General features: G+C 36.8%; 24 protein-coding genes and 1 other annotated feature. Of the genes, 17 read left to right on the forward strand and 7 right to left on the reverse strand.

The annotated features are described in order from the left end of the window. Nucleotides 1-123: 123 nt before the first annotated feature. The 3 genes from F7731_RS06195 to F7731_RS06205 all read left to right on the forward strand — a co-directional run bounded on the left by F7731_RS06195 (nt 124) and on the right by F7731_RS06205 (nt 2,895). The gene (locus tag F7731_RS06195) at nt 124-1,074 is read left to right on the forward strand and encodes an ABC transporter permease (protein ID WP_151533899.1); all 951 of its coding nucleotides are present in this window, start codon (nt 124-126) and stop codon (nt 1,072-1,074) included. A 21-nt stretch (nt 1,075-1,095) separates the two neighbouring features. Continuing rightward, entirely contained in the window at nt 1,096-2,001 is a 906-nt protein-coding gene (gene opp4C, locus F7731_RS06200) for an oligopeptide ABC transporter permease (protein ID WP_425481989.1), read from the forward strand. 147 nt (nt 2,002-2,148) lie between these two features. Then, nucleotides 2,149-2,895, forward strand: a complete 747-nt coding sequence (locus F7731_RS06205) for a YjbA family protein (protein WP_151533901.1) — start codon at nt 2,149-2,151, stop codon at nt 2,893-2,895. A 54-nt stretch (nt 2,896-2,949) separates the two neighbouring features. Here F7731_RS06205 and trpS read toward each other — a convergent pair whose 3' ends face one another. Further along, a complete protein-coding gene (gene trpS, locus F7731_RS06210) occupies nt 2,950-3,939 on the reverse strand; it encodes a tryptophan--tRNA ligase (protein ID WP_151533902.1) in 990 nt (329 codons plus the stop codon). A gap of 81 nt (nt 3,940-4,020) precedes the next feature. Next, nucleotides 4,021-4,225 (reverse strand) — a binding site (T-box leader). Between the two features lie 605 nt (nt 4,226-4,830). On the opposite strand from trpS, the gene F7731_RS06215 reads away from it, so the two are divergent. The 5 genes from F7731_RS06215 (at nt 4,831) to F7731_RS06235 (ending at nt 10,467) form a co-directional block, all read left to right on the forward strand. Further along, nucleotides 4,831-6,477 carry a peptide ABC transporter substrate-binding protein gene (locus F7731_RS06215; RefSeq protein WP_151533903.1) on the forward strand — a complete coding sequence of 549 codons (1,647 nt, stop codon included), beginning with the start codon at nt 4,831-4,833 and terminating at the stop codon, nt 6,475-6,477. Between the two features lie 93 nt (nt 6,478-6,570). Continuing rightward, entirely contained in the window at nt 6,571-7,506 is a 936-nt protein-coding gene (locus F7731_RS06220; RefSeq protein ID WP_151533904.1) for an ABC transporter permease, read from the forward strand. Next, a complete protein-coding gene (locus F7731_RS06225) occupies nt 7,507-8,424 on the forward strand; it encodes an ABC transporter permease (protein WP_151533905.1) in 918 nt (305 codons plus the stop codon). 37 nt (nt 8,425-8,461) lie between these two features. Next, nucleotides 8,462-9,529, forward strand: coding sequence for an ABC transporter ATP-binding protein (locus F7731_RS06230; protein WP_151533906.1), 1,068 nt, complete (start codon nt 8,462-8,464; stop codon nt 9,527-9,529). 2 nt (nt 9,530-9,531) lie between these two features. After that, nucleotides 9,532-10,467, forward strand: a complete 936-nt coding sequence (locus F7731_RS06235; RefSeq protein WP_151533907.1) for an ABC transporter ATP-binding protein — start codon at nt 9,532-9,534, stop codon at nt 10,465-10,467. 53 nt (nt 10,468-10,520) lie between these two features. Here the strand turns inward: F7731_RS06235 and F7731_RS06240 are convergent, their stop codons facing one another. Then, nucleotides 10,521-10,706: a hypothetical protein gene (locus tag F7731_RS06240; protein ID WP_151533908.1), complete on the reverse strand. Its 186-nt coding sequence runs from the start codon at nt 10,704-10,706 to the stop codon at nt 10,521-10,523. Nucleotides 10,707-11,108: 402 nt separating this feature from the next. On the opposite strand from F7731_RS06240, the gene spxA reads away from it, so the two are divergent. The 5 genes from spxA (at nt 11,109) to pepF (ending at nt 17,384) form a co-directional block, all read left to right on the forward strand. After that, nucleotides 11,109-11,504 carry a transcriptional regulator SpxA gene (gene spxA / locus F7731_RS06245; RefSeq protein WP_151533909.1) on the forward strand — a complete coding sequence of 132 codons (396 nt, stop codon included), beginning with the start codon at nt 11,109-11,111 and terminating at the stop codon, nt 11,502-11,504. 341 nt (nt 11,505-11,845) lie between these two features. After that, nucleotides 11,846-12,508 carry an adaptor protein MecA gene (mecA, locus tag F7731_RS06250; protein ID WP_151533910.1) on the forward strand — a complete coding sequence of 221 codons (663 nt, stop codon included), beginning with the start codon at nt 11,846-11,848 and terminating at the stop codon, nt 12,506-12,508. Between the two features lie 61 nt (nt 12,509-12,569). Then, the gene (gene cls, locus F7731_RS06255; protein ID WP_151533911.1) at nt 12,570-14,087 is read left to right on the forward strand and encodes a cardiolipin synthase; all 1,518 of its coding nucleotides are present in this window, start codon (nt 12,570-12,572) and stop codon (nt 14,085-14,087) included. 122 nt (nt 14,088-14,209) lie between these two features. Further along, complete coding sequence (locus F7731_RS06260) at nt 14,210-15,400, forward strand: competence protein CoiA (protein WP_170289643.1); 1,191 nt, start codon at nt 14,210-14,212, stop codon at nt 15,398-15,400. 166 nt (nt 15,401-15,566) lie between these two features. Then, the gene (gene pepF, locus F7731_RS06265) at nt 15,567-17,384 is read left to right on the forward strand and encodes an oligoendopeptidase F (protein ID WP_151533913.1); all 1,818 of its coding nucleotides are present in this window, start codon (nt 15,567-15,569) and stop codon (nt 17,382-17,384) included. A 643-nt stretch (nt 17,385-18,027) separates the two neighbouring features. Here the strand turns inward: pepF and F7731_RS06270 are convergent. From F7731_RS06270 to F7731_RS06285, 4 genes are all read right to left on the reverse strand, one after another. Next, a complete protein-coding gene (locus F7731_RS06270; protein ID WP_246197144.1) occupies nt 18,028-18,912 on the reverse strand; it encodes a ClpXP adapter SpxH family protein in 885 nt (294 codons plus the stop codon). After that, nucleotides 18,909-19,316 carry a globin domain-containing protein gene (locus F7731_RS06275; protein WP_151533914.1) on the reverse strand — a complete coding sequence of 136 codons (408 nt, stop codon included), beginning with the start codon at nt 19,314-19,316 and terminating at the stop codon, nt 18,909-18,911. Before F7731_RS06275 ends, F7731_RS06270 begins: the two co-directional genes overlap by 4 nt. Nucleotides 19,317-19,525: 209 nt before the next feature. Beyond that, the gene (locus tag F7731_RS06280) at nt 19,526-20,164 is read right to left on the reverse strand and encodes a lytic transglycosylase domain-containing protein (protein ID WP_151533915.1); all 639 of its coding nucleotides are present in this window, start codon (nt 20,162-20,164) and stop codon (nt 19,526-19,528) included. Nucleotides 20,165-20,179: 15 nt separating this feature from the next. After that, nucleotides 20,180-20,782 (reverse strand): CYTH domain-containing protein, encoded by a 603-nt coding sequence (locus F7731_RS06285; protein ID WP_151534413.1) that lies wholly within the window; start codon nt 20,780-20,782, stop codon nt 20,180-20,182. Between the two features lie 361 nt (nt 20,783-21,143). Here F7731_RS06285 and F7731_RS06290 point away from each other — a divergent pair, with 361 nt between their 5' ends. From F7731_RS06290 to F7731_RS06305, 4 genes are all read left to right on the forward strand, one after another. Further along, the gene (locus F7731_RS06290) at nt 21,144-21,515 is read left to right on the forward strand and encodes a UPF0738 family protein (RefSeq protein WP_151533916.1); all 372 of its coding nucleotides are present in this window, start codon (nt 21,144-21,146) and stop codon (nt 21,513-21,515) included. A 98-nt stretch (nt 21,516-21,613) separates the two neighbouring features. Beyond that, nucleotides 21,614-22,234, forward strand: coding sequence for a GTP diphosphokinase (yjbM, locus tag F7731_RS06295; protein ID WP_151533917.1), 621 nt, complete (start codon nt 21,614-21,616; stop codon nt 22,232-22,234). A gap of 209 nt (nt 22,235-22,443) precedes the next feature. Beyond that, a complete protein-coding gene (locus F7731_RS06300) occupies nt 22,444-23,238 on the forward strand; it encodes an NAD kinase (protein WP_151533918.1) in 795 nt (264 codons plus the stop codon). A gap of 197 nt (nt 23,239-23,435) precedes the next feature. Then, complete coding sequence (locus F7731_RS06305) at nt 23,436-24,332, forward strand: RluA family pseudouridine synthase (protein ID WP_151533919.1); 897 nt, start codon at nt 23,436-23,438, stop codon at nt 24,330-24,332. A gap of 19 nt (nt 24,333-24,351) precedes the next feature. On the opposite strand, the gene prpE is transcribed toward F7731_RS06305, so the two are convergent. Continuing rightward, nucleotides 24,352-25,086: a bis(5'-nucleosyl)-tetraphosphatase PrpE gene (prpE, locus tag F7731_RS06310; protein ID WP_151533920.1), complete on the reverse strand. Its 735-nt coding sequence runs from the start codon at nt 25,084-25,086 to the stop codon at nt 24,352-24,354. Between the last annotated feature and the right edge of the window lie 44 nt (nt 25,087-25,130).

Genomic DNA, 25,130 nt, shown 5'->3' on the forward strand with positions numbered 1-25,130 from the left:
GATCGGGCTCTTTTCCCTTCCCTTGCTTTTATTATTTTACTAAAAACTGAAAACTCTACAGGTTAATCCAAATAGCCATGTATTTCAATAAGCAGAAACTATTTTAGAAAGGGAGAATAGACGATGGTTTCATACATTTTTAGACGAACATTTATGGCTATTCCCTTGTTACTTGGAATTACCATCCTATCCTTCGCAATTGTCAAAGCAGCACCCGGTGGACCTGTAGCAATGCTAATGGACCCGAAAATGAAGCCGTCGGATAAGGTTAAATTTGAAGAAAAATATGGATTAAATGATCCTATTCATGTTCAATATATTAAATGGCTTGGGAATATGGCAAAAGGGGACTTTGGCAATTCATTAATTAAACGCGGAATGCCAGTTAGTGAACTTATACTTAATAGGCTTCCAAATACATTACTATTGATGGTTGTATCGTTTGTGATTGCTGTGCTTATTGCTATTCCAATTGGAATTTATTCAGCGATGCGACCCTATTCGCCGCTGGATTACACATTTACTGTCGGCTCGTTTTTAGGAATAGCCACACCGAACTTTTGGTTGGGACTCATATTAATTATGTTCTTCTCAGTTAAACTTGGCTGGTTCCCAACCGGTGGGGTGGCTACATTAAATGCTGATTTTAGTTTATGGGATCGTATTCATCATTTAATTCTTCCGGGTTTAGTTTTGGCCACGGCAGATTTGGCTTCATTAACACGTTATACTCGATCTTCGATGCTGGACGTTTTGAAGCAGGATTATATTCGCACTGCGATGTCAAAAGGATTTAAAGAAAAGAAGGTAGTAATCAAGCATGGAGTAAGAAATGGGATGATCCCAATTATCACACTTTTCGGCTTAATGTTGCCATCCTTCATAGGCGGGGCAGCCATCACAGAAAAAGTGTTTGCATGGCCTGGTCTTGGGCAATTGTTTATTGATTCCGCTTTTCAGCGCGACTATCCGGTGATTATGGCTCTTACAGTAATTTCTGCTGTATTTGTTGTAATAGGGAATTTACTAGCAGATATTTTATACGCGATTTTTGACCCGCGTATTGAATATTAAGGAGGGGTTTTTTTGTCACAGATTAATGTAGAAGTTACTCAAGAAGATATTCAATTAAACCCCCATTTAAAAAGCAAGCCTGATACGTTAACGAAAATATTTTTCAGGAAATTCATGAGGAATAAGCTAGCTGTCATTGGTGCCATTATGTTGATTATCATTATTTTGGCATCCATATTAGCTCCGGTAATTGCACCGTATAAATTTGAGGATATGAATTTATTGGACAAGCTAAAACCCCCAAGCAGTGAATATTGGCTAGGGACTGACCGTTATGGAAGAGATATTTTTACTCGTCTTTTATATGGTGGACGAATTTCTTTACTAGTAGGGTTCGGTTCTGTTGCAGGGGCTCTCATTATTGGTGTGACCATAGGAGCACTTGCAGGGTATTTTGGCGGCATCATTGATGCCATTTTAATGAGATTTGTTGATATCGTCATTTCGATTCCAAGTATCTTTTTATTAATTACGGTTGTTTCTATTTTTAAGCCAGGTACCGGAAAATTAATTTTAGTTATTGCGTTAATTAGTTGGACAACTACAGCTCGTATTGTCAGGGGAGAGTTCCTAACATTACGAACAAGGGAGTTTGTCCTAGCATCGAAAACGATTGGAACTAAATCATATAAGATTATTTTTAGTCATATATTGCCAAATGCAATGGGGCCAATCATCGTTTCTGCTACATTATTAATTGGAAATGTGATTTTGACAGAAGCAGCTTTAAGTTATTTAGGTTTAGGCATTCAGCCTCCGACACCAAGTTGGGGAAATATGCTTGAAGATGCTCAGAACTATACAGTCATGTTAACAGCACCATGGTATCCTTTCTTTCCAGGGCTGCTAATTCTTTTAACAGTTATTTGCTTTAACTTTATCGGTGATGGATTAAGAGATGCATTAGATCCAAAATCACAAGATTAATGATAAAAAGTCTCCGCCTAATTATTAATAGGAGGGACTTTTTTTTATTATTGAAATATTTCCCTTGCACTTTCTAATTTAGGAATAATTTTACTTCCCTCTGCCCATACTGATTGACAAATAGCTTGATGAAGCGGGGGGTAAAAGATGTTATATCTTCATGATGTTTGGGTGAACTGGTTTGAAGGAGAAGAAAATGGATACAATGTGTGCCATTTTCATGAATGGCGCAAGGATGATGGCGTCGAACTTCTTGACCAAGTACCATTAATCAAAATTGATCCCATCCTATTTAATTACATTGAAAATGATTTATCAGAACTTCCACAACAACTATTAGACGACATTTATCAAAAAGCGTATTTAAGGAAAAACCATGAACGCATTCAATTAGACTATTGTTTTGTAGTTTCAGACGGATCAGGGATATTAGCTGTCGATACAATTGGCTATAATATTCCTGTTCGAAAAAGCAGACTCATTCCAAGGCAAGAGCAATTAGCCTACGAAATGCTCTCGAATCATGAGGAAGTCCATTATGCATTCAATGATCAAAGTGCTTTAAAAAACTTTCATATTTTATCACCATCACCAGATTTAATGGCTGGTTTGACAAGAAAAGAAAGACAATTAAAGCAATTAATGTTCATGGCACTTGATCAGTTATATTCATCTAAAAATGTAGCTGAAGTCCGTTACTGGTATACGGAATGGAGTCCTGAAAGCTATTCAGTTATTCAGCAAATGGATTTTGAAGAAGCTTGGCTCCAACTCTTCGAGCAAAGCAAGTATGAATGGACAAGCAAGCATGAACAATTCTGTGAAAACATAATTAAGGGACAGCCATTTTTTGAGAAGCTTTGGGAAATGGAGCATGGTCCAAAAGTGAATTAAAGGAAAAATAATAAAAAATCTATCACATTTGTGATAGATTTTTTCAATTTCTGCTTATCTTCTTTTTCTCCCAAGTCCCATCGCACTTTCCATTTTCTTCAGCATTTTATTTGCCACTAGAGCTGCTTTTTCAGCGCCTCGATCAAGAATTTCATCGAGTTCCTTAGATTCCATAAGGGCATGATACTTATCCTGAATCGGCTTGATTTCATTGATAACAACTTCAGCTAAATCTGCTTTAAAGTCTCCATAACCCTTTCCTTCATACATCTTTTCAATTTCATGAATTTCTTTACCTGAAAAAATCGAATAGATAGAAAGGAGATTCGAAACACCTGGTTTATTTTCCTTATCAAACTTTACAATGCCTTCAGAGTCTGTAACTGCACTTTTAATTTTCTTTTCAATTTGCTTAATATCATCAAGAAGAGTTATCGATGCTTTCTTATTTGGGTCTGATTTACTCATCTTTTTAGTAGGCTCTTGAAGAGACATAATCCGAGCGCCTACTTTCGGGATACGAACTTCAGGGATGGTAAAGATTTCACTGTATTTCTTATTAAATCTTTCTGCTAAGTCACGAGTTAGCTCTAAATGCTGCTTCTGGTCTTCACCGACAGGTACAAGGTCTGTATTATATAGAAGGATATCAGCAACCATTAATGGCGGATATGTTAACAATGCAGCCGATACTGCTTCTTTACCTGCTGATTTATCTTTAAATTGCGTCATTCTTTCCAGTTCGCCAATATAAGAAATACATTGCATCATCCAGCCAGCCTGTGCATGTGCAGGGACTTCAGATTGAATGAAGAGAGTTGCTTTTTCTGGATCAATCCCTACTGCTAAATAAAGGGCAGCTAAGCCGCGGATATTTTTTCTCAATTCGAGTCTGTCTTGTGGAACAGTAATTGCATGCTGATCAACAATACAAAAATAACAATTGTATTCATTTTGCAGTTCAACAAATTGCTTCAGGGCACCGATATAATTCCCTAGGGTAATGGTGCCGCTTGGCTGAATTCCCGAAAAAATAGTTTTCATTAAGTTTTCCTCCTTCAAATAGCCAAAAAAAGAATCAGTCCTATTAATAGTGGACAAAAAAAAGACCATTCATCCCTAATTAATAGGGACGAATGGTCCGCGTTGCCACCCTAATTACTCAAATTGAGTCACTTTGCACCATGCAAAATCGCATAGAAGCCTCTGTAACGTGAGGACACGCATAGGGCTCAAAAGTCCATTCGATTTACATGAATACCTGTTCACACCAGCCACAGGCTCTCTAAAATCCATCAGTAAATGTACTACTCTTTTTCTTAGCCAATTGCATTATTATATTTCATTTTATAATATATTAAATGAGTTGGAAAATCAAGATGTTCCTTTCATACTCGAAATAAAATCATTATATTCTGAAAATTATTTTTTAGAATATAATTTATATAAAATCATATAAAAAAAATATTAAGTAATCCAAAACAAAAAAAATTTTTATTCGTCTAAAAACTCATATTTTACAAGTATTTGTCGAATCTTGAATTAGTAGAATGTTAGAAACCTTATAAAACATACTTGCAATTCTTTTTTTCTAAATTTATAATAAATCTATCAAACGAATTCTTTACGAAATTTTTACAAGTGTAACAGGATATTTACAGAATATCTGACGGGGTTTTTACTATACTAAAAAAGTAAGTTTGAGCTATAATTAAAGATTGCTCTTACCCTATTCTCTGTTAAATTGTCGGAATTTAGGGACAACCATTCTTTAAAAGAGTAAAAACTTACTTTTTTTCTTTGCTTAAACTGAGTCACCTAACCATATAGTTTAAATTATCAGACTTTTTAAGTAATATACCCTATATGTACACTTGTCCATTTTGGGACCGATGTAAAGAAAACGTTTGCAGAAAAATATAGGGGGTTAATACCGTGAAAAAAAGATTATCAATCTTTTTTAGTATGCTGTTAGTGCTTAGCATGTTCCTTGCTGCTTGTGGCGGAAAAGATAATGCTGACAGCGGTGAAAAAGGCGGAGAAAAAGACACAGAAAAGTCTAATGTACCGCAAGAATTACGAGTAAACATTAATACTGAACCACCATCATTACACCCAGGATTAGCTACTGATAGCACTTCTGGAAACGTACTTCGCCAAATCTTTGAAGGGTTAACACGTATTGACCAAAACGGTGAGCCTGTAGAAGCTGCAGCGGAAAAAATTGAAGTATCAGATGACCAAACAGTTTACACTTTCACACTTCGTGATGCTGAGTGGACAAATGGTGACCCTGTAATTGCACAGGATTTTGAATATGCATGGAAATGGGTTTTAGATCCAAACAACCAATCTGAATATGCAGAGCAAATGTACTACCTTAAAGGCGGAGAAGAATACCATACTGGTAAAGGATCTGCTGATGATGTAGGGGTTAAAGCATTAGATGATAAAACTCTTGAAGTTACTCTTGCTAACCCAACTCCATACTTCACGGAGCTTACAGCTTTCTATACTTTCCTACCAATTAACAGCAAAGTAGCTGAAGCTAACAAGAACTGGGCTCACGATGCTGGAGAAAACTTTACAACTAATGGTCCTTTCGTATTATCTGAATGGGCTCACAGTGATAAAATTGTCCTAACAAAGAACGAAAAATACTGGGATGCTAACACAGTAAAATTAGACAAAATCGAAATGATCATGATCAATGATCCAAACACTGAACTTTCAATGTTCGATAATGGGGAACTTGATTGGGCTGGATCTCCAACTGGAGCACTTCCAACTGATGCTATCCCAGCTCTTAAAAAAGAGGGACGCTTAACTACGCAAGCAATTGCAGGTATTTATAACTACAAATTCAACACAACTGTTGCACCTTTTGATAACGTAAATATCCGTAAAGCATTCGCACATGCAATTAACCGTCAAGAAATCATTGACAACATTCTTCAAGCTGAACAGATGCCAGCGATGGCAATTGTGCCACCGACTATGTTCCCTGAGAATGAAAAAGGATATTTCCCTGATAATGATGTTGAAAAAGCAAAAGAATATTTACAAAAAGGTTTAGAAGAAATGGGTCTTAAAGATCCATCTGAACTACCGGCTATTACACTTTCATACAACACATCTGAAGGCCACCAAAAGATTGCTCAAGCAATCCAAGATATGTGGGTAAAAAACCTAGGTGTTGAAGTAACTCTTGATAACCAAGAGTGGGCAGTTTACCTTGATAAAGTTCACGGAATGGATTACCAAGTTGCTCGTATGGGCTGGTTAGGCGACTTTAACGATGCAATCAACTTCTTAGAAATGTACCGTAATGCAGATGGCGGTAACAACGATACTGGCTGGGAAAGCAAGGAATTCCAAGATTTACTTGCTAAATCAGCAACAGAAGGCGATGCTGATAAGCGTCAGCAAATGCTAAAAGATGCAGAAGCAATCTTTATGGATGACATGCCTGTTGCACCTATTTATTTCTACACTTATAACTGGGTTAAGGCTGAAAACTTAAAAGATGTTCATGTATCTGGTACAGGTGATGTACAATTTAAGTGGGCACACTTTGAATAAGTATAGCTAAATCAACTAAAGGTATATGGGGTGTACTCCCTATATACCTTAGTTTTCTGATTAAGACATGTATTAAATTGGAGGTGTTTGACAATGGCGAAATATATTGGAAAGCGCTTACTGTATATGCTCATTTCTTTATGGATGATTATTACAGCTACGTTTTTCTTCATGCGCATTGCACCCGGAAACCCATTTACATCTGAGAAAAGGCTGCCTCCCGAAATCGAAGCTAATTTGAATGCTCACTATGGTTTGGATAAGCCTTGGTATGAACAATACGGGGAATATTTACTAAGAATTGCAAAGTGGGATTTCGGCCCATCATTTAAATATAAAAGCCAAACAGTCAACGATTTAATCAATGATGGCTTCCCGGTTTCTTTCTTGCTTGGTATGGAAGCAATCCTATTTGCTGTTGCAATCGGAGTGCTATTAGGGATTATTGCTGCATTAAAACATAATAAATGGCAGGATTATACCGCTATGATCATTGCCGTAATGGGTATTTCTGTACCATCTTTTATTATGGCATCCGTTCTGCAATATGTTTTTGCGATTAAACTAGGCATATTCCCTGTAGCGAGGTGGGAATCTTTTATGCACACTGTATTACCAGCATTAGCATTAGGGTTAACTCCTATGGCATTTATTGCTCGTCTGACTCGATCAAGTATGCTTGAAGTCTTGAGCAATGATTATATTAAAACCGCAAAAGCAAAAGGTTTAAGCCAAGGGGTCATAACAGTAAGGCACGCAATCCGTAATGCGCTTTTACCGGTTGTTACGTATATGGGGCCATTAACAGCTGGGATCTTAACCGGAAGTTTTGTCATCGAAAAAATCTTCGGAATCCCTGGGCTCGGATCACACTTTGTAACAAGTATTGGAAACCGTGATTATACCGTTATTATGGGTGTAACAGTTTTCTATAGTATACTGTTACTCGTTTCTATTCTCCTTGTTGACATTGCATACGGAATCATCGACCCACGCATTAAACTTGCTGGCGGGAAGAAAGGAGAGTAAATGATGCAGATATCAAAGGATAAATTTCAACTCGTTGGATCCCAATTAGAAAATGCAGAAAAAATTTCAAAGCCAAGTCTTTCGTTTTGGAAGGATGTTTCCATTCGATTCCGAAAAAACAAGCTGGCTATGTTTGGGTTAGTCCTATTATTCTTATTAATTGTGATGGCGGCTTTTGGACCGCATATGACTGAATTTGATTATCGGACAAATGATTTAGCGAATAAAAACCAACCCCCATCTTCTGAACATTGGTTCGGTACAGATGACCTTGGACGCGATATGTTTGCTCGAACTTGGTATGGTGCAAGAATTTCTATCTTTATTGGGGTAGCTGCTGCACTTATTGACTTATTCATTGGTGTCATTTGGGGTGGAGTCGCTGGTTATAAAGGCGGACGCACAGATGAATTTATGATGCGTTTTGCTGATATTCTATATGGTGTTCCATATTTATTATTAGTTATTTTATTAATGGTAGTATTAGGTCAAAGCCTTTGGACGATGATCCTGGCAATGACGATTACGGGATGGATCAATATGTCTCGGATTGTCCGTGGACAAGTACTAATGCTAAAAAGTCAAGAATATGTCCTCGCTGCAAAAACACTTGGTGCGAACACATCAAGAATTATGGGCCGGCATTTAATTCCAAACGCAATGGGCCCAATTCTTGTTACAATGACGTTAACCATTCCAGCTGCCATTTTCACTGAAGCATTTTTAAGTTATTTAGGCCTTGGATTAACTCCGCCTCTTGCAAGCTGGGGAACAATGGCTAGTGACGGATTGCCAGCTTTACGCTATTATCCATGGCGTTTATTCTTCCCGGCTACATTTATTTGTTTAACGATTTTTGCCTTTAATGTAATTGGGGACGGATTACGTGATGCGCTTGATCCAAGACTCCGCAAATAATTAAACGTAGGCAAAGCAAGACAAAGGAGTTGAGAATATGGAAAAAATACTTGAAGTGAAAGATTTAGAAGTCTCGTTTCAAACATATGGTGGACAAGTAAAAGCTGTACGGGGGGTCAACTTTGACCTTCATAAAGGAGAGACTCTGGCGATCGTTGGGGAATCGGGTTCAGGTAAAAGTGTTACATCCCAAACAATTATGAAATTAATTCCAATGCCTCCTGGTAAAATTACTGGTGGACAAATTATTTTCAATGGTGATGACCTTGTGCCAAAAACGGATAAGGAAATGGAGAAAATTCGCGGAAAAGAAATTAGTATGATTTTCCAGGATCCAATGACTTCTTTGAATCCGACGATGAAGATTGGCTTTCAGATTATGGAGGGTTTAATCAAGCATCAAAATATGTCTAGGCAAGCTGCTAAAGCAAGAGCAGTGGAGCTTTTAAGTCTAGTTGGAATTCCAATGCCTGAGAAACGTGTTGACCAGTATCCACATGAATTTTCGGGTGGTATGAGACAGCGTGCAATGATTGCCATTGCGCTTGCGGCAAATCCGAAGCTCTTAATTGCTGATGAACCAACAACAGCTTTGGATGTAACAATTCAGGCACAAATTCTTGATTTAATGAAAGATCTGCAAAGCAAAATGGATACATCGATTATCTTTATTACGCATGATCTAGGAGTGGTTGCTAACGTAGCTGATCGTGTAGCTGTTATGTACGCAGGACAAATTGTGGAAATGGGCACAGTCGATGAAATTTTCTATGACCCACGTCATCCTTATACATGGGGACTTCTTGCATCCATGCCAAGCTTAGATAACGATGATAAAGCTGAACTTGCTGCTATCCCTGGCACACCGCCAGATTTAACAAATCCTCCAAAAGGAGATGCTTTTGCAGCAAGAAATAAATATGCACTTGCGATTGACTTTGAAGAGGAACCGCCAATGTACCAAATATCTGAAACGCATTTTGCAAAAACATGGCTTCTTCATCCGGATGCACCAAAGGTAGAACCGCCTGATGCAGTAAAAAAACGGATGCGCAAATTATCCTCCACATTTAAACAACCAGTCTTAGTGAAGGAGGGTAAATAATTATGGCTGAAAAATTATTGGAAATTAAAAATTTGAAGCAGCATTTCAATGTTGGCAGACCGAACATGGTTAAAGCGGTTGATGGGATATCCTTTGATATTTTCAAAGGGGAAACTCTTGGCCTTGTTGGTGAATCGGGATGTGGAAAATCTACAACTGGCCGTACAATTATTCGTTTGTATGATGCTACAGATGGACAAGTTCTTTTCAATGGGGAAGATGTTCATGGCAAAAAGTCTGCAAAAGAATTGAAGAAGTTTAATCGCAAAATGCAAATGATTTTCCAAGATCCATATGCATCTTTAAACCCTCGGATGACCGTTGCCGATATCATTGCAGAAGGCATTGATATTCATGGATTAGCGAAAAATAGAGCTAACCGGATGCAAAGAGTATATGATTTACTTGAAACAGTAGGTTTAAATAAAGAGCATGCGAACCGTTACCCACATGAATTCTCAGGCGGACAAAGACAGCGTATCGGTATTGCGCGTGCGCTAGCAGTTGAGCCTGACTTCATTATTGCGGATGAGCCGATATCTGCTCTAGATGTGTCCATTCAAGCACAAGTTGTCAACTTAATGAAAAAATTGCAGCGTGAAAAGGGGTTAACCTATCTTTTCATTGCGCATGACTTATCAATGGTTAAATATATTAGTGACCGTATTGGGGTTATGTATTTTGGAAAGCTAGTTGAGCTTGCGACTGCTGAAGATCTCTATAATAATCCAATGCACCCATACACACGTTCATTACTATCAGCAATTCCGCTTCCTGACCCTGATACAGAACGTACACGTAAGCGGATCCCGTATGATCCTAAGGTTCATAATTATAATGATGATGAAAAGCTTGAAATGCGCGAGATTACGCCAGGACATTTCGTCTACTGCTCTGAAAAAGAAGAGAAACAATATAAATCCCAATTCAATCATTAAAAAAAACGATCTCTTGAATGAGATCGTTTTTTACTAACTCTGAAAAATATCATTTATTTCTTTTTTCCGCCAACAGCATTCCAGCCTGTCTGGAATTTTGCACATTGATCAACAAATTCGTTTTTCTTTCTCCCACCAAACAGCCTTTCACCAAGCCCATTCGTAAAAACACCAAGTGTGGCAGTTAGTCCAATAATAAGAAGGGCTACAACAGTTAAATCAAATATGTATTCTTTCATTATAAACCCCCATTTCTCTTACTCTCCAATATTTCTGGTACTGGAGGATCACCTTACTAATATTGTAGTTGAAGTTATTCTTTATTAAAAGGGGAAAATCACAATAATTCAAAAAACTTTCACATAAATAATTTATGCGAAAACAGCTAAAAATTATAAAAAAAATGAAACTTTTTGTTCACCCATACGTCTTATATATAGGACAGGTAAAAGCTATTTGTTTAATAAATACTACATCTAATTTTAAAAAGATATACCCAAACAGATATTCTTGGTGTATAATTGATATAATTACTTAATTAAAGTAATTTTAATTTAGAGATTAGCCATATGTTCATATTAAACAAATAAAAAAACAAAATCGTTTATTATATGTCTAAATTTAAGGAGTGAATATGTAAAATGGTCACATTATACACTTCACCAAGTTGTACTTCTTGTAGAAAAGCAAAATTATGGCTAGATGAGCATGATATTGCATATAAAGAAAGAAACATTTTTTCTGAACCATTATCAATCGATGAAATTAAAGAAATTCTTCGAATGACAGAAGACGGGACAGATGAAATTATTTCAACTCGCTCAAAAATATTTCAGAAGCTGGATGTGAATTTAGAAACAATGCCGCTTCAAGATTTATTTGAGCTAATCAAAAGAAATCCAGGTTTACTTAGACGACCAATTATTATCGACGAAAAGAGATTACAAGTTGGATATAATGAAGATGAAATTAGACGCTTCCTTCCTAGAAAGGTTCGCACATTTCAGCTTCGTGAAGCACAGCGCTTAGTAAATTAAAGGAAAAGGACCTTCTTTCGATTGAAGAGGGTCTTTTAATATTTTGGGGATAAGTTTTTAAGTTTGTGTAAGGGTAAAAACTTTGCTAAAATGTTAGAACAACTTCACTTTAAAATGTCATTGCACATAAGATATGGGCATTTAATGGTTTTTTAAAAGTTGTGACATTTTCATTCCCTTTATTGTCTTTTTGTCATAAAATAAAAGTACAAGGTGCAATATCTATACCTTCTATAATAAATAATAATAGGTAATATATTGAATAAATGGGGGAGTTTATTCTCATTCAAGTGTATCCTATAAAAGGATGCTCAACCAACTCCAGAAGGGAGAGTTGCAAAATGGAAATCGAAAGAATCAATGATAACACGGTAAAATTCTATATTTCATATCTTGATATAGAAGAAAGAGGCTTCGAACGCGATGAAATTTGGTATAATCGCGAACGCAGTGAAGAACTCTTTTGGGAAATGATGGAGGAAGTTCACGAAGAAGAGGAGTTTACTGTTGAGGGACCATTATGGATTCAAGTTCAAGCATTAGATAAAGGGTTGGAAATTTTGGTTACAAAGGCTCAGTTATCAAAGGATGGTCAAAAATTTGAGCTGCCTGTTCCAGAAGAGAAATTTAATGATCTTCCTGTTGATGAAAGAATTGAAGAGCTTTTAGATAAGCATTTTCATCCAAATGCGGATGATGAATTAGAGTATGAGGAAAACCTTGATTTCCTTTTGACTTTTAAAGATTTTGAAGATATTATCTCTCTCTCTAAACGGACAAATTTAGACAATATTCCATCAAAATTATTTTCTTTTGAGGGAAGATATTATTTATTCGTGGAATTTCCGGAAGAGGATTTTTCTGAAGAAGATATAGATAATTTATTATCTATTTTATTGGAGTATGGCATCGAAACTCAAGTTACGATTCATCGTGTTGAGGAATATGGAAAATTAATCATCGCTGAGAACGTATTTGAACAATTGAGAGCTTATTTTAAATAATAAATCCGATTTCAGTGCTGAAATCGGATTTTTTTGTGGATTGCTAGTGGCAGGTGAGAGTATGAAAAACACAGTTCGAATAATTTTGTTTTTGATGATCATGGTTAGTGGAATTTATTTATATGATCGCTTTATTATGCAAACAGGCGGTTATCTAGGTTATATAAGCATTTTAATGTCGCTATCGGTCATTTTTATTGCGTTTGTCATATTTCTAGAGAATCGGCATCCAGCTCAAACATTGACTTGGATTGTCGTCTTAGGAAGCTTTCCTCTTGTTGGATTTATTTTTTATCTTTTATTCGGGCGCAATTATCGCAAAGAGAAGATGTTTAGAAGAAAACTCATTCACGATAAGCAAGCATTTTTAAGAGTAGAAGGCGAGATTGCTCCATTAAATAAAGAGAAAATGAAACGGTTAGGAGACCATCAAAAAAAGCTGTTTTATTTAGCACAGAATTTAGGCAATAGTCCTATTTCCTTTGCAACACAAACAAGAGTTTTAACAGATGGGGAAGAGACGTTTAAGGAAATTTTAAATGCTTTAAAGTCGGCTACCCACCACATTCACCTTGAATATTATATTGTTCGTCATGATGAAATTGGACAAGAGATAAAGGACATCCTTATCGAAAAAGCGAAAGAAGGGGTTAAAGTCCGATTCTTATATGATGCTGTCGGTTCTTGGAAGTTATCTAAAAAATATATTACAGCCCTTACACATGCTGGCGTAAAAGTGGCCCCTTTTGGACCAGTGAGTCTTCCATTTCTTAACAGTAAAATCAACTTTCGCAATCATCGTAAAATAATCGTCATCGATGGATGCACCGGTTTTGTAGGCGGTTTAAATATTGGGGATGAGTATTTAGGGCGTGTCGAAAGCTTCGGATTTTGGCGGGATACGCATTTAATGATCAAAGGGGAGGCGGTAAGAAGTCTGCAATTAATCTTTCTGCAAGATTGGTTTTATATGACAAATAAAAGTATTACCTCTGCCGAGTACTTATCACCAGATTTAGAAGAAAATATTCATGGAGGCGTTCAGTTAATTGCTGGGGGACCTGATAGTGAATGGAGTGCTATTAAGAATATTTTCTTTTCGATGATTACTTCTGCGGAAAAATCAGTTTGGATTGCCTCTCCTTATTTTATTCCTGACGAAGATATTTTTTCTGCTTTAAAAATTGCTGCTCTTAGTGGAATTGATGTCAGACTCCTAATTCCCAAAAAACCAGATAAAAAGATCGTTTATTATGCTTCTCGGTCTTATTTCCCTGATTTATTAGAAGCGGGTGTCAAAATTTTTGAATATGAAAAAGGATTTATGCATAGTAAAATTGTCATTGTCGATGAAGAGCTAGCGTCAATTGGAACAGCAAATATGGATATGAGAAGCTTTCATTTAAATTTCGAAGTAAATGCTTTCTTATTTCGAACAAGAAGTACGCAGAAGCTCGTTCACGAATATGTAAATGATCTCCAAAACTCAAGTCAAATTGATATAGAAAAATTCCGTAAAAGACATATTTTTTACCGAATCACTGAGTCAACTTCAAGACTATTATCTCCATTTCTTTAGAAGCTGTAAAGAGCGGTAGCTCTTTACAGCTTCTTTTTTTGTAGACATATAATGATTCAAGAAAAAGGATTATGGGACCGCATGTCGAATAGTACGTAAATATAGGGAAAGGAGTTGATTTTTTGCTTGTTTCAAAAACAAAGCAAGGCAATTTGTTGAATGTAACAGGGATTCGCAATCTTGATTACTTAAGGGCAATGAGACGTACAGAAAGTTTCTTTTGTCCTGAATGTGATGAACGAGTCATCCTCAAGGTTGGCACGAAGAAGATGCCTCACTTCGCCCATCAAAAAGGTTCAGCTTGTTCAGAAAGCTATGAAAGAGAGTCTGAATATCATTTAAAAGGTAAAATAGCTTTATTTGAGTGGCTGCAGGAGCAAGGGGTAGAGTCGTCTTTAGAGTCCTTTGATAAAAAAATAGCCCAAAGGCCTGATATCGGCTTCAACTTTGAAGGAGCACGTTACGCCATTGAGTATCAATGCTCTAGCATTCCTGAAGAACTCTTTATAAAAAGAACAGAAAACTATTTTAATGCGAATATTACACCTATATGGATTATGGCAGGTAAAAATATAAAGCGTCCTACCAATAATCGCGTCGCTCTTTCAAAATTTGATTTTTTGTTTTTAGCAAACAGTCATTCAGGAATGTCTATTCCCTCTTATTGTCCCATTATGAATACCCTCATTATCGTTCAACGAATATTACCCGTTTCCGTCAAAAATTCTTTAGCGCATTTTTCCATAAAGAGTCTAACAAAAGCATCTATTACAGATCTTATCCGTCCCACTCCTAATCGGCCGAACCAATTAAATGATTGGCTGAAAGAAATAAGAAGGGCAAAGAATATTACCATTCCTTATTACCAATCCACTCAAAATAAATTCCTTCAAGAGCTTTATTCCCATTCCATTATCCCATCTATGCTGCCACCGGAAATCGGATTGCCGGTTGCACATGCCCATTTCATTGAAACCCCTGCTCTTGAATGGCAAAGCTATTTATTGATAGATTTATTAAATAGGAGCCAGCCGATTCCAATTGACAAAATTATTTATGCATTCAAAAGAAGAGTGGGAAGAAATGAGATAAAGCTAAGAAATCTCCCATTAGCTAGAAGGGGCAATGCCTTATTAGCTGTTAAGGCATATATGAAATTACTTGTGAAGCTTAATATATTTCAGGCAGTTAGCCAAACTCATATAAAACGAATCAATCCAATCAGGACGCAAAATAATGTTGAGCGTCAGCTAGAATGGGAAACTAATTTTTATCGTAAAAATTTTAAAATTATTAATGATGGGTTAAAGTAGGACTTTTGAATTTTTTTAATAAGTTATCTTTTTTTGTGAATGGGTATGATAAAAATATAAAAATAATAATACATTGAGCTTAGAAGGATTTTTAGGTTAATAATCGAAATAATATATAGTATGATTTTTTTCCGAAGCTCGAAATAGTTGGATTGGAGGAAGAGAAATGGCAAACGAAACAGCCGTTAAAAAACTCCCAAGCAGAAGTGAGATTTCTGTAGAGGATACATGGAGATTAGAGGATATTTTTCAAAATGATGAAGCATGGGATAAAGAATTTAATGATGTGAAGGGATTAATTCCCGGTGCGGAAAAATATAAAGGGAAATTAGGGGAAAGTGCAGACCTCTTATATGTGGCATTGCAATATCAAGATCAGCTGTTAGAACGTCTTGGTAAGCTCTATACATATGCGCATATGCGTTATGATCAAGACACGACAAACTCTCATTATCAAGGAATGGATGATAGAATTAAGAACCTATATTCACAGGCAGCTAGCGGGCTAGCGTATATTGTTCCTGAAATTCTTGCCGTTGATGAAGAAAAAATCAATGCGTTCTTAGATGTGAAGAAAGAACTGCAACTTTACAGGCAGTCATTAGATGAAATTAATTTGCAGCGGCCACATGTATTAACAGCAGAGCAAGAGGCTTTGCTTGCGCAAGCGTCTGAAGTATTTGCTGCTTCAAGCAATACGTTCGGAATGCTTAATAATGCAGACTTGGAATTCCCGACCATTAAAGATGAAAATGGTGAAGAAGTAGAAGTGACACATGGCCGCTATAGCCGATTCCTTGAAAGTGATGATCAAAGGGTAAGACATGATGCATTTAAAGCTGTCTATGACACGTATGGCAAATTCCGTAATACATTTGCTAGCACATTAAGCGGAAACGTGAAAACGAATAATTTCAATGCAAAAATAAGAAATTATCAATCTGCACGCCACGCGGCTTTAGCTGCAAATAATATTCCTGAATCTGTTTATGATAATTTAGTGGAAACAGTCAATGATCATCTGCATTTATTACAGCGCTATATAAAGCTGAGAAAAAAGGTTCTTCGTTTAGATGAGCTTCATATGTATGATTTATACACGCCGCTTGTCAAGGACATCAAAATGGAAATAAAGTATGACGAGGCAAGGGAGCTTATTTTGAAAGGGTTGGCACCACTAGGTGAGGATTACTTAAATGTATTAAAAGAAGGCTTTGACAATCGCTGGGTGGACGTATATGAGAACAAAGGAAAGAGAAGCGGGGCCTACTCATCAGGTGCTTACGGAACAAATCCGTATATACTCATGAACTGGCAAGATAATGTAAATAATTTATTTACACTTGCCCATGAATTCGGTCATTCTGTTCACAGCTACTATACAAGAAAAAATCAACCATATCCGTATGGAAACTATTCGATTTTCGTTGCCGAGGTTGCTTCAACATGTAATGAAGCATTGTTGAGTGATTATTTACTTAAAACAGTGGACGATGACAAAAAGCGCATCTTTTTATTAAATCATTATTTAGAGGGATTTAGAGGCACTGTTTTCCGTCAGACGATGTTTGCTGAATTCGAGCATTCTATTTATCAAAAGGTGCAAAACAATGAAGCACTTACTGCGCAAGTATTAACAAATGATTATTATGAATTAAATAAAAAGTATTTCGGTGAGGAGAATCTTATTCTTGATGAAGAAATTGGCTTAGAATGGTCACGAATTCCTCACTTTTATTACAATTATTATGTATATCAGTATGCAACAGGATTTAGTGCAGCAACGGCATTAAGCAAACAAATTTTAGAAGAGGGGCAGCCAGCTGTTGATCGGTATATTGAATTCTTAAAGTCTGGAAGCTCCGATTATCCAATTGAAGTTCTGAAAAAAGCTGGGGTTGACATGACAAGCTCAAAGCCAGTTGAGGATGCATGTAAAGTATTTGAAGAAATGTTGAATGAAATGGAAAAATTATTAGGCTAAAAGACAAAAGTGGAAGCGCCTTGAACAACCAAAGAGCGGATTGTTCCTGTGATGATTATGCTGCCGAAGCGTTCCATGTGGAGCTGGACGTAAACAAAATTATTCTCAAAGTTATTCACTGCATACAAATTAATAATTTCCTAGACAACAAAAAAGGAGAATGTGGCAAAAGCCCATTCTCCTTTCAAAATCCTTTAAACTTCTTGCGATCATTTATTGACACGATGAACATGAGGAGGGAAAGAAATAAAAGCGGCGAGCTTATATAGATTGGGAACAGACTCATAAGGGCTAGGAAATTTAAACTGAAAGAGAAAAGAATCAATGCAAGCATTAGAATTAAAGGTAGCTTTTTCACTAGTTCATCCTCCCAAAGGGCCCGTTACTAATTACTTTGTACCAATATATTCTTCCAACTACAAATTATGATAAGGATTTGACAATATTGTGAAGACGCGCACAAACTTCTTGTTTCCTTGTTTATTTCGTGTTATAGTATAGACAAGAAGTTGATCACACAAACACATACCCCTTGTTTGACCGTGAAAGATTTCTCCCATCCCCTTTTTGTTATATAATAGAGAAAAAGACCATGCTACCGTTTGCATGGTCTTTTTCATTATCTTTTTTGAATAAATGGATATTATTCATCTTGCGAAATGAATCTCCAGAACATTCCATACTTAGCAGGAATTTGTTCCACAACTTGCTTTAACTGCAGCTTTTTCATTTCCCGTTCTACTTCATTGATCGTCATATTGTACACGACAGCAATTTCTTTAGAAGCGACAAATTTAAAATATTGTAAAAATAATTCTAATGGAGGAGGATTGGAGGGCTCCGGTTTTTCCACAAGCATTTCCTCTAAAATTTGTACATAAACCTCATATGGATAGTAACCTGTTACTTTTATCCCTTCTTCTTCAATATTTTCATTAAAAAAGACGAGTGTAGGTATTTCATGAACATCCATTTCTGCAGTGATTTTTAAATCACACTGCAAGGCTTTGGCCGCACTATCTGAATGAATATCAGAAATAAATTCAACTACATCTAAATCAACACTTTCTGCACACTCTTTAAGCACATCAAAGCTTGAAACATTTTGTTTTTCAAGGAATAGCACTTCTTGTAATTTCCGTAAAAAGCGAATTCCTGCTCTTCTTCCTTGCAATTCAGCCGCTTTGATGGCAACTGATGCAAGATGCGGGGAAGAAATCGGGTTTTCGAACCAAAGGTTTCCGTCACACGACATTCCAGATCGGCTAGCTGTTTTCTCCCAAAGGTCTGCCATGCTTTCAAAGCTTTGTTTTCTGCCAATATTTAATGTAGCCAATCTCCCGCTCAACACATGCTTTATGGAAAAATAACGGCCATATTCAATCATTAGCTTTTTTAAAATGGGCTCTAGCGCCCAGCACTCAGGACAAAGAGGATCAATGAACATGTACAATTCAAGCGGCTTTTTTACACTGCCATGACAATGAGGTGATGGCGGTTTTAACTCGAATGATTCTTGATTGCTCACAAGTTCTCACCTTTCATCATTTCATTTTCTGGTGTATTCACCATATGCTGAGCAGTTAAATAGAGTCTTGCATAAAAGTCTTCTTTAATTTTCCCTTCAAGCCCCACTTCATCCATTGCTTCTTCCATGCATGCTAGCCAATGCTTTGCGCGTGTTTGCGTTATTTCAAAAGGTAAATGCCGTGCCCTTAGCATCGGATGACCATGCTCTGATGTATAAAGTTGAGGACCTCCTAAATATTGTGTCAAAAATTGTTTTTGTTTTCTAGCCGTCTCAGTTAAATCACTTGGAAATATAGGGACGAGATCTGGATGTTTCCCTACGCGACGATAAAAGGCATCAACAAGCAGGTGGAGTTTTTTTTCTCCAATCACGTCGTATGGTGTATTCATTTTCTCGACCATTATGATAAATCTCCCTTTTTTGAGTTATATATATAAATTGTTCATTTTACTTATGTTTTCCAAAATAAAAATTAAGCTTTTAGAACTGATTCTATTTTCATTCTATCAATGTGTGAATTTTAACTCAAACAAATAGCTTACGGGAGATATTTTTTTGCAAAAAAATAGTCTATTGCTGAACAATAGACGAAAGTAGTTATTTATAATCATTATGATAGGAGTGCGCTTTTTATCTTTTGAACATAGTTCATCGTTTCTTTAAAAGGCGGGATTCCTTTATGCTTGTCTACATTCCCAGGACCAGCATTATAGGCAGCCAATGCTAAGTCAATATTTTCATGATATTTATTAAGCATTTGGCGTAAATATTTAGCCCCGCCTAATATATTCTCTTCAGGATCAAAAATGTTGCGAACACCTAATGATCTGGCTGTTTCAGGCATCAGCTGCATTAAACCTGAAGCTCCAGCCCGGCTAATGGCATTTGGATTAAAATTAGATTCCTGCTTAATGACTGATTTCAAGAGCTTAGCTGGAATTTCATAAAGCTCAGAAGCTTTTGCGATAATTTCATCAAAACTTTGATTCCCTTGGCCTGAAAGCTTAGTCAGTTTGAAGGGTGGTAATGCTGGGCCATTCAGTCCTGCAACTGGATGATTTCCATTAATTAATTCTTCTTCAAATTGGTGCTGTAGAGCACTCTCGGTAGTATCATTCAGCTTATTTTCCACTAAAAATTGGTTCAACACGTCCTGAAATAATCCGCTGTCATCACTAGGAGCCTGTGAGCTGTTGAAGTTTTTTAGCGCCTGCAAATCTAGTAATATTTTTAATTGGTCAACATTCATCGATGTATTTCTCCTTTAAGATTCGTGAGCTTTCTGCTTATATTTTTCATTATAAAAACGCTTTATTTTATTTTCGGTATTACGTATAGGAATATTTAATTTGGAAAGAAGGCTAGTAAATATCTCCTGACCTTTTTGCCTATTACTTACTTCATATTCTAACTCAAAATCCTCTTTATTTAAATAATGGCTATGATCTAAGACGATAAGTCCATCCTTATATGTAGTTTCTGCTCTAAAGGTTGTTAAAGAGCCAAAATATTGCATAAGTTGAGGATCAATATTCATTTCCTCTACTAAAGTTCTGATTGAATCAACCGCGATCACACCAGTTTTAAACATGTTTTCAGCCGTATTTTCATCAATTGTTTCATTTGTTTCCAACAGACCGTCTTTGTATGGCTGTTTAAGCGTGAGTTCATAAGCATTGTTTTTTTGTCTAATCCTCAGTGCACTGCCTGCTTTTTTTAAAGCGAAATCATTTGTATCAAAATAATGATTTTCTTGTTTAAAAAAGTCTGAATCATGAAATTGAAAATAGTTTTTCACTTGATTAAATTCTTGTTTTGTAAGAATATTTTTTAATTCTATTTCTATATTTTGTGTCAAGCTCTTCATTCCCTTCAAAGTTTACCTCTCTTATTATCTCCTTCTCTTTCCTTTGCTGCAATTTTTTTAATACGTTTCTGTTGATTCCCGCTACAGGTACTTAGCGATCGCGGGCGGTCCGGAAGCCTCCTCGTCGCATTCGCGCCTGCGGGGGTCTCCCTTTGATTCGCTTTTCCCGCTGGACATTGAATAAGCATCCGTGAATTAACACCGCACGAAAAAATGCGTATGCATTTTGAGGATCTCGTGCCTTCCGCTCCAATCAATAACAAAAAAGCAATATCAACAATAAGATTCTTTTAAATATCATGTAAGGGTTTTATTGCCTTTGAATCTGCGATAAAATAAGATAAGTTTGGAGGTTTTGATAATGAAAAAGAAAATTTCAATTATTGATGTACTTTTTAAAGAAATTGAGAAGGAAGTAGTTTTAACAGTTGAAGATGGTTTCTCGATTATTGACTTGAAGCCAATGGGGCAAATGTTAGTTGACTCTGATCATCTTTCATTTATTTACATAGCAGAAATTAATGATGAGTATTCATATTTAACTATCCCTCATTCCATTTGGTCACAGTTTAAACAGGCATTAGATTTAGGTTCAGCCGTTTATTTAACAGATCGTATAGAGCGCATTCAGCTTCCGGGATTTATGGAAGAACTGCGTTATCTCATTGAGAATATTAAGGAAAATAGTAATTATGGAGAGGAAATGGTTGCAAAAGTAGAAAGCACTTTTTAACCGCTAGAATAATCATCCGCCAATACATAATCTAACCTAATTCCTTTTAGGAACAGAAATTAATTAGACGAATAATATCGGATGAGGTGTTATGTGACGTGAAGAATTGGGATCAATTTTTAGCTCCATATAAGCAGGCCGTGGAAGAATTAAAGATTAAGCTAAAGGGAATGCGGAAGCAATTTGAACAAGAAGGAACTCATTCACCAATTGAATTTGTTACGGGAAGAGTAAAGCCCATTGCGAGTATATTAGATAAGGCCAATCATAAAAATATTTCACTAGATAAACTTGAGACTGAGATGCAGGATATTGCTGGTATGCGTATGATGTGCCAGTTTGTGGAGGATATAAAGAAAGTCGTTGAGCTGTTAAGAAATCGCAATGACTTTGAAATTGTTGAAGAGAGAGATTATATTTCTCATAAGAAAGTGAGCGGTTATCGTTCTTACCATGTTGTCATTGGCTACCCAGTTCAAACGATTAATGGGGAAAAGAAGATTTTAGCAGAAATCCAAATTCGTACTTTAGCAATGAATTTCTGGGCTACAATTGAACATTCATTAAACTATAAATATAAAGGCCAATTTCCGAAAGATATTCAGATGAGACTGCAAAGAGCAGCTGAAGCGGCATTTATGCTTGATGAGGAAATGTCGCTTATCCGCGATGAAATTCAAGAAGCACAGGCCTTTTTTACAAGAAATAAAGAGCAATAGCTAGGCAACTGCCTTGAAACATATCAAGGGTAAGCTTCATTGAAAGATTCTTCATATGCCTTGCGACGATCTGTACAAATCATCCTCGAATGCGCTTTGGCGCAGGAGCAATTTTTACGCTGAACGGAACCTAAACCAAGCTCGCAGGTCTATCGACGAAACTTTATTTTATAGTTATAAGAAAACATCCGTAAAGGAGAATAATGACGATGAAATTTGCCATTACCTCGAAGGGCGATAATAAATCAAATGCGCTTATGCATAAAATGAGAACGTATTTAATAGATTTCGATCTTACTTATGATGAAGAGCAGCCCGATATTGTCGTCTCAATAGGCGGGGATGGTACTTTATTATATGCCTTTCATCGCTATACAAGACGGTTAGATAAGACGGCTTTTGTAGGGATTCATACCGGGCACTTAGGATTTTATGCTGACTGGGTGCCAGAAGAAATTGAAAAGCTCGTCATCGCCATTGCTAAAACCCCTTTCCAAGTTAGCGAATATCCGTTGTTAGAGGTCATTATTCGCTATCAGCATGGGGGAAGAGAAACAAGATATTTAGCATTAAATGAATCGACCGTTAAGGCGGTTGATGGAACGCTCGTTATGGATGTAGAAATTCGCGGCCAGCATTTTGAAAGATTTCGCGGGGATGGATTATGTGTTTCAACTCCTTCTGGAAGCACGGCCTATAATAAAGCTCTAGGCGGTGCAATTCTTCATCCATCCTTATCTGCTATTCAAATAGCTGAAATGGCGTCAATCAATAATAAAGTGTTTCGGACAGTAGGCTCGCCTCTAGTCCTTCCTGCTCACCATACATGCATGTTAAAACCGGTAAATGGTCAGGATTTTCAAATAACTATTGATCATTTAAATTTACTTCATAAGGACGTAAAGTCCATTCAATACCGTGTAGCAGATGAAAAAATCCGCTTCGCCCGTTTCCGTCCATTTCCGTTTTGGAAAAGGGTTCATGATTCCTTTGTGGCGGACTAATAGAAAAGCGGAGAGCGCCCGCTTTAGAGGAACGCAGACTAAAACCGCCACGTCCTGTGGCAAGTCTGCATGACCCGCATCCTACGGTCCTCAAGCATAAGACGAGCCGGCGAGAAGGTTATACTATAACCTTCTTGAGGGATTGGCTTAGACCAAAGAGCCGATGGCGCTCGGAGCTAGACAAGGTGGGGCCCATGATGTCAAGATTTGAACTGCAATGGCAAATATCCACACAGGATGAGAATAAAAGCATTAAAGAATTTCTCTTTGAGAAAGAGATTTCGAAAACATCATTAACCGATATCAAATTTAAAGGCGGTTATATAACCGTAAATGGCAAGGAGGAAACTGTCCGTTACCTCCTTCAAAAAAATGATTTCCTTCATGTTGCGTTCCCTAAAGAATTACCGAGTGAAGGAATCAAAGGCGAGATCCTTCCGCTCCATATTTTATATGAAGATGACTTTATTATTGTCGTAAATAAGGAAGCAGGGATGAGTACAATCCCTTCCCGTGAGCATCCCTATGGAAGCCTTGCCAATGCCTTAATCGGTTATTATGAACAAATTGGCCTTCAAGCTACAATCCATATTGTTACAAGGCTTGACAGGGATACATCTGGAATCGTACTTGTCGCCAAACATCGGCATATTCATCATTTATTTAGTAAACAGCAGAAAAATGGTGGCATTCAAAGAGAATATGAAGCATTCGCTCAAGGTTTATTAGCGGAGAATGAAGGTGTTATCAAGGAGCCGATTGCCCGTAAAAAGGATAGCATAATTGAAAGAGAAGTGTGTCCAGAAGGGCAATATGCGTGTACGTATTTTGAAGTCATTCGCAAGTTTCAAGCATTTACCCATGTAACCTTAAAACTTGAAACAGGAAGAACTCATCAAATTCGTGTACATATGTCATATTTAGGCCATCCATTATTAGGGGATGATCTATATGGTGGAAGCCGGAACTTAATAACAAGACAAGCTTTACATTGTGGCAGACTCTCTTTCATTCATCCAATTTCGGAAAAGGAATTAACTTTTAAACAAGAGTTGCCAGTTGATATGCATAGCTTATTACAAGTTGAAGGGTGACTTTTTACGGTCACCCTCTTTAAATTTTGCGGAACTTTTCCTCTACAAGTGGCATACTTGAAGAAACAGAGATAATTTCCATACTTGGATACCTCAATGCAGTTAATTTATTTCCGAAGACAGCCCCTGTATCGATATTGTATGTATTGTTAACAATTCTTACTTCCTTAACGGGAGTATGTCCATATACAATCACGGCTTTTCCATGATATTGCTTGGCCCAATCTCTTCTTACAGGTGAACCGTCAGGATTTTTTTCTCCAGTAATATCCCCGTAAAGGACGAAGGTTTTTACTTTATTCGAATGTTTTCCAATATAATCCTCACGAATCCCAGCATGGGCAATCACTAGCTTACCCCCATCAAGCTCGGCATAAAGTGGTGCGTTTTCATATAAATGGATAAACTTCTCGCGAATATCCTGCTTTTGTTCATTGTTTAATGATTCATACTCAGCAGCGGTCGTTTCAAGGCCATGTGTAAGCTGAACTTTATTCCCAAGGAAGAAACGGTAAAGTTTGTTACAATGATTGCCAGGCACATAAAAGGCTGAATTCTCTTTCACGAGCTTATACACGGTTTCAATCACTTTTAATGACTGTGGTCCTCTATCTGTTAAATCTCCGACAAAGGCTAATTTTCTAATTCCGCTGTGGACCGGAATTTCATTTTTCCATTCATAGCCAAGCTGCATCGTCAGCGCCTTAAATTCATCAAAACATCCATGAATATCACCAATAATATCAATCTTCATCATTTGCTCCTTTTATTATTATCCTGTTTTCATCATATCATTTG

Source organism: Cytobacillus depressus (assembly GCF_008923245.1).
GTDB lineage: Bacteria > Bacillota > Bacilli > Bacillales > Cytobacillaceae > Cytobacillus > Cytobacillus depressus.

What these genes read in the sequence shown, in the direction of transcription:
- F7731_RS06195 (WP_151533899.1), top strand. Translation starts at nt 124, where the DNA reads ATGGTTTCATACATTTTTAGACGAACATTTATGGCTATTCCCTTGTTA.
- F7731_RS06205 (WP_151533901.1), top strand. Translation starts at nt 2,149, where the DNA reads ATGTTATATCTTCATGATGTTTGGGTGAACTGGTTTGAAGGAGAAGAA.
- trpS (WP_151533902.1), bottom strand. Translation starts at nt 3,939, where the DNA reads ATGAAAACTATTTTTTCGGGAATTCAGCCAAGCGGCACCATTACCCTA.
- F7731_RS06220 (WP_151533904.1), top strand. Translation starts at nt 6,571, where the DNA reads ATGGCGAAATATATTGGAAAGCGCTTACTGTATATGCTCATTTCTTTA.
- F7731_RS06225 (WP_151533905.1), top strand. Translation starts at nt 7,507, where the DNA reads ATGATGCAGATATCAAAGGATAAATTTCAACTCGTTGGATCCCAATTA.
- F7731_RS06230 (WP_151533906.1), top strand. Translation starts at nt 8,462, where the DNA reads ATGGAAAAAATACTTGAAGTGAAAGATTTAGAAGTCTCGTTTCAAACA.
- F7731_RS06235 (WP_151533907.1), top strand. Translation starts at nt 9,532, where the DNA reads ATGGCTGAAAAATTATTGGAAATTAAAAATTTGAAGCAGCATTTCAAT.
- F7731_RS06240 (WP_151533908.1), bottom strand. Translation starts at nt 10,706, where the DNA reads ATGAAAGAATACATATTTGATTTAACTGTTGTAGCCCTTCTTATTATT.
- spxA (WP_151533909.1), top strand. Translation starts at nt 11,109, where the DNA reads ATGGTCACATTATACACTTCACCAAGTTGTACTTCTTGTAGAAAAGCA.
- mecA (WP_151533910.1), top strand. Translation starts at nt 11,846, where the DNA reads ATGGAAATCGAAAGAATCAATGATAACACGGTAAAATTCTATATTTCA.
- cls (WP_151533911.1), top strand. Translation starts at nt 12,570, where the DNA reads ATGAAAAACACAGTTCGAATAATTTTGTTTTTGATGATCATGGTTAGT.
- pepF (WP_151533913.1), top strand. Translation starts at nt 15,567, where the DNA reads ATGGCAAACGAAACAGCCGTTAAAAAACTCCCAAGCAGAAGTGAGATT.
- F7731_RS06275 (WP_151533914.1), bottom strand. Translation starts at nt 19,316, where the DNA reads ATGGTCGAGAAAATGAATACACCATACGACGTGATTGGAGAAAAAAAA.
- F7731_RS06280 (WP_151533915.1), bottom strand. Translation starts at nt 20,164, where the DNA reads ATGAATGTTGACCAATTAAAAATATTACTAGATTTGCAGGCGCTAAAA.
- F7731_RS06285 (WP_151534413.1), bottom strand. Translation starts at nt 20,782, where the DNA reads ATGAAGAGCTTGACACAAAATATAGAAATAGAATTAAAAAATATTCTT.
- F7731_RS06290 (WP_151533916.1), top strand. Translation starts at nt 21,144, where the DNA reads ATGAAAAAGAAAATTTCAATTATTGATGTACTTTTTAAAGAAATTGAG.
- F7731_RS06300 (WP_151533918.1), top strand. Translation starts at nt 22,444, where the DNA reads ATGAAATTTGCCATTACCTCGAAGGGCGATAATAAATCAAATGCGCTT.
- F7731_RS06305 (WP_151533919.1), top strand. Translation starts at nt 23,436, where the DNA reads ATGTCAAGATTTGAACTGCAATGGCAAATATCCACACAGGATGAGAAT.
- prpE (WP_151533920.1), bottom strand. Translation starts at nt 25,086, where the DNA reads ATGAAGATTGATATTATTGGTGATATTCATGGATGTTTTGATGAATTT.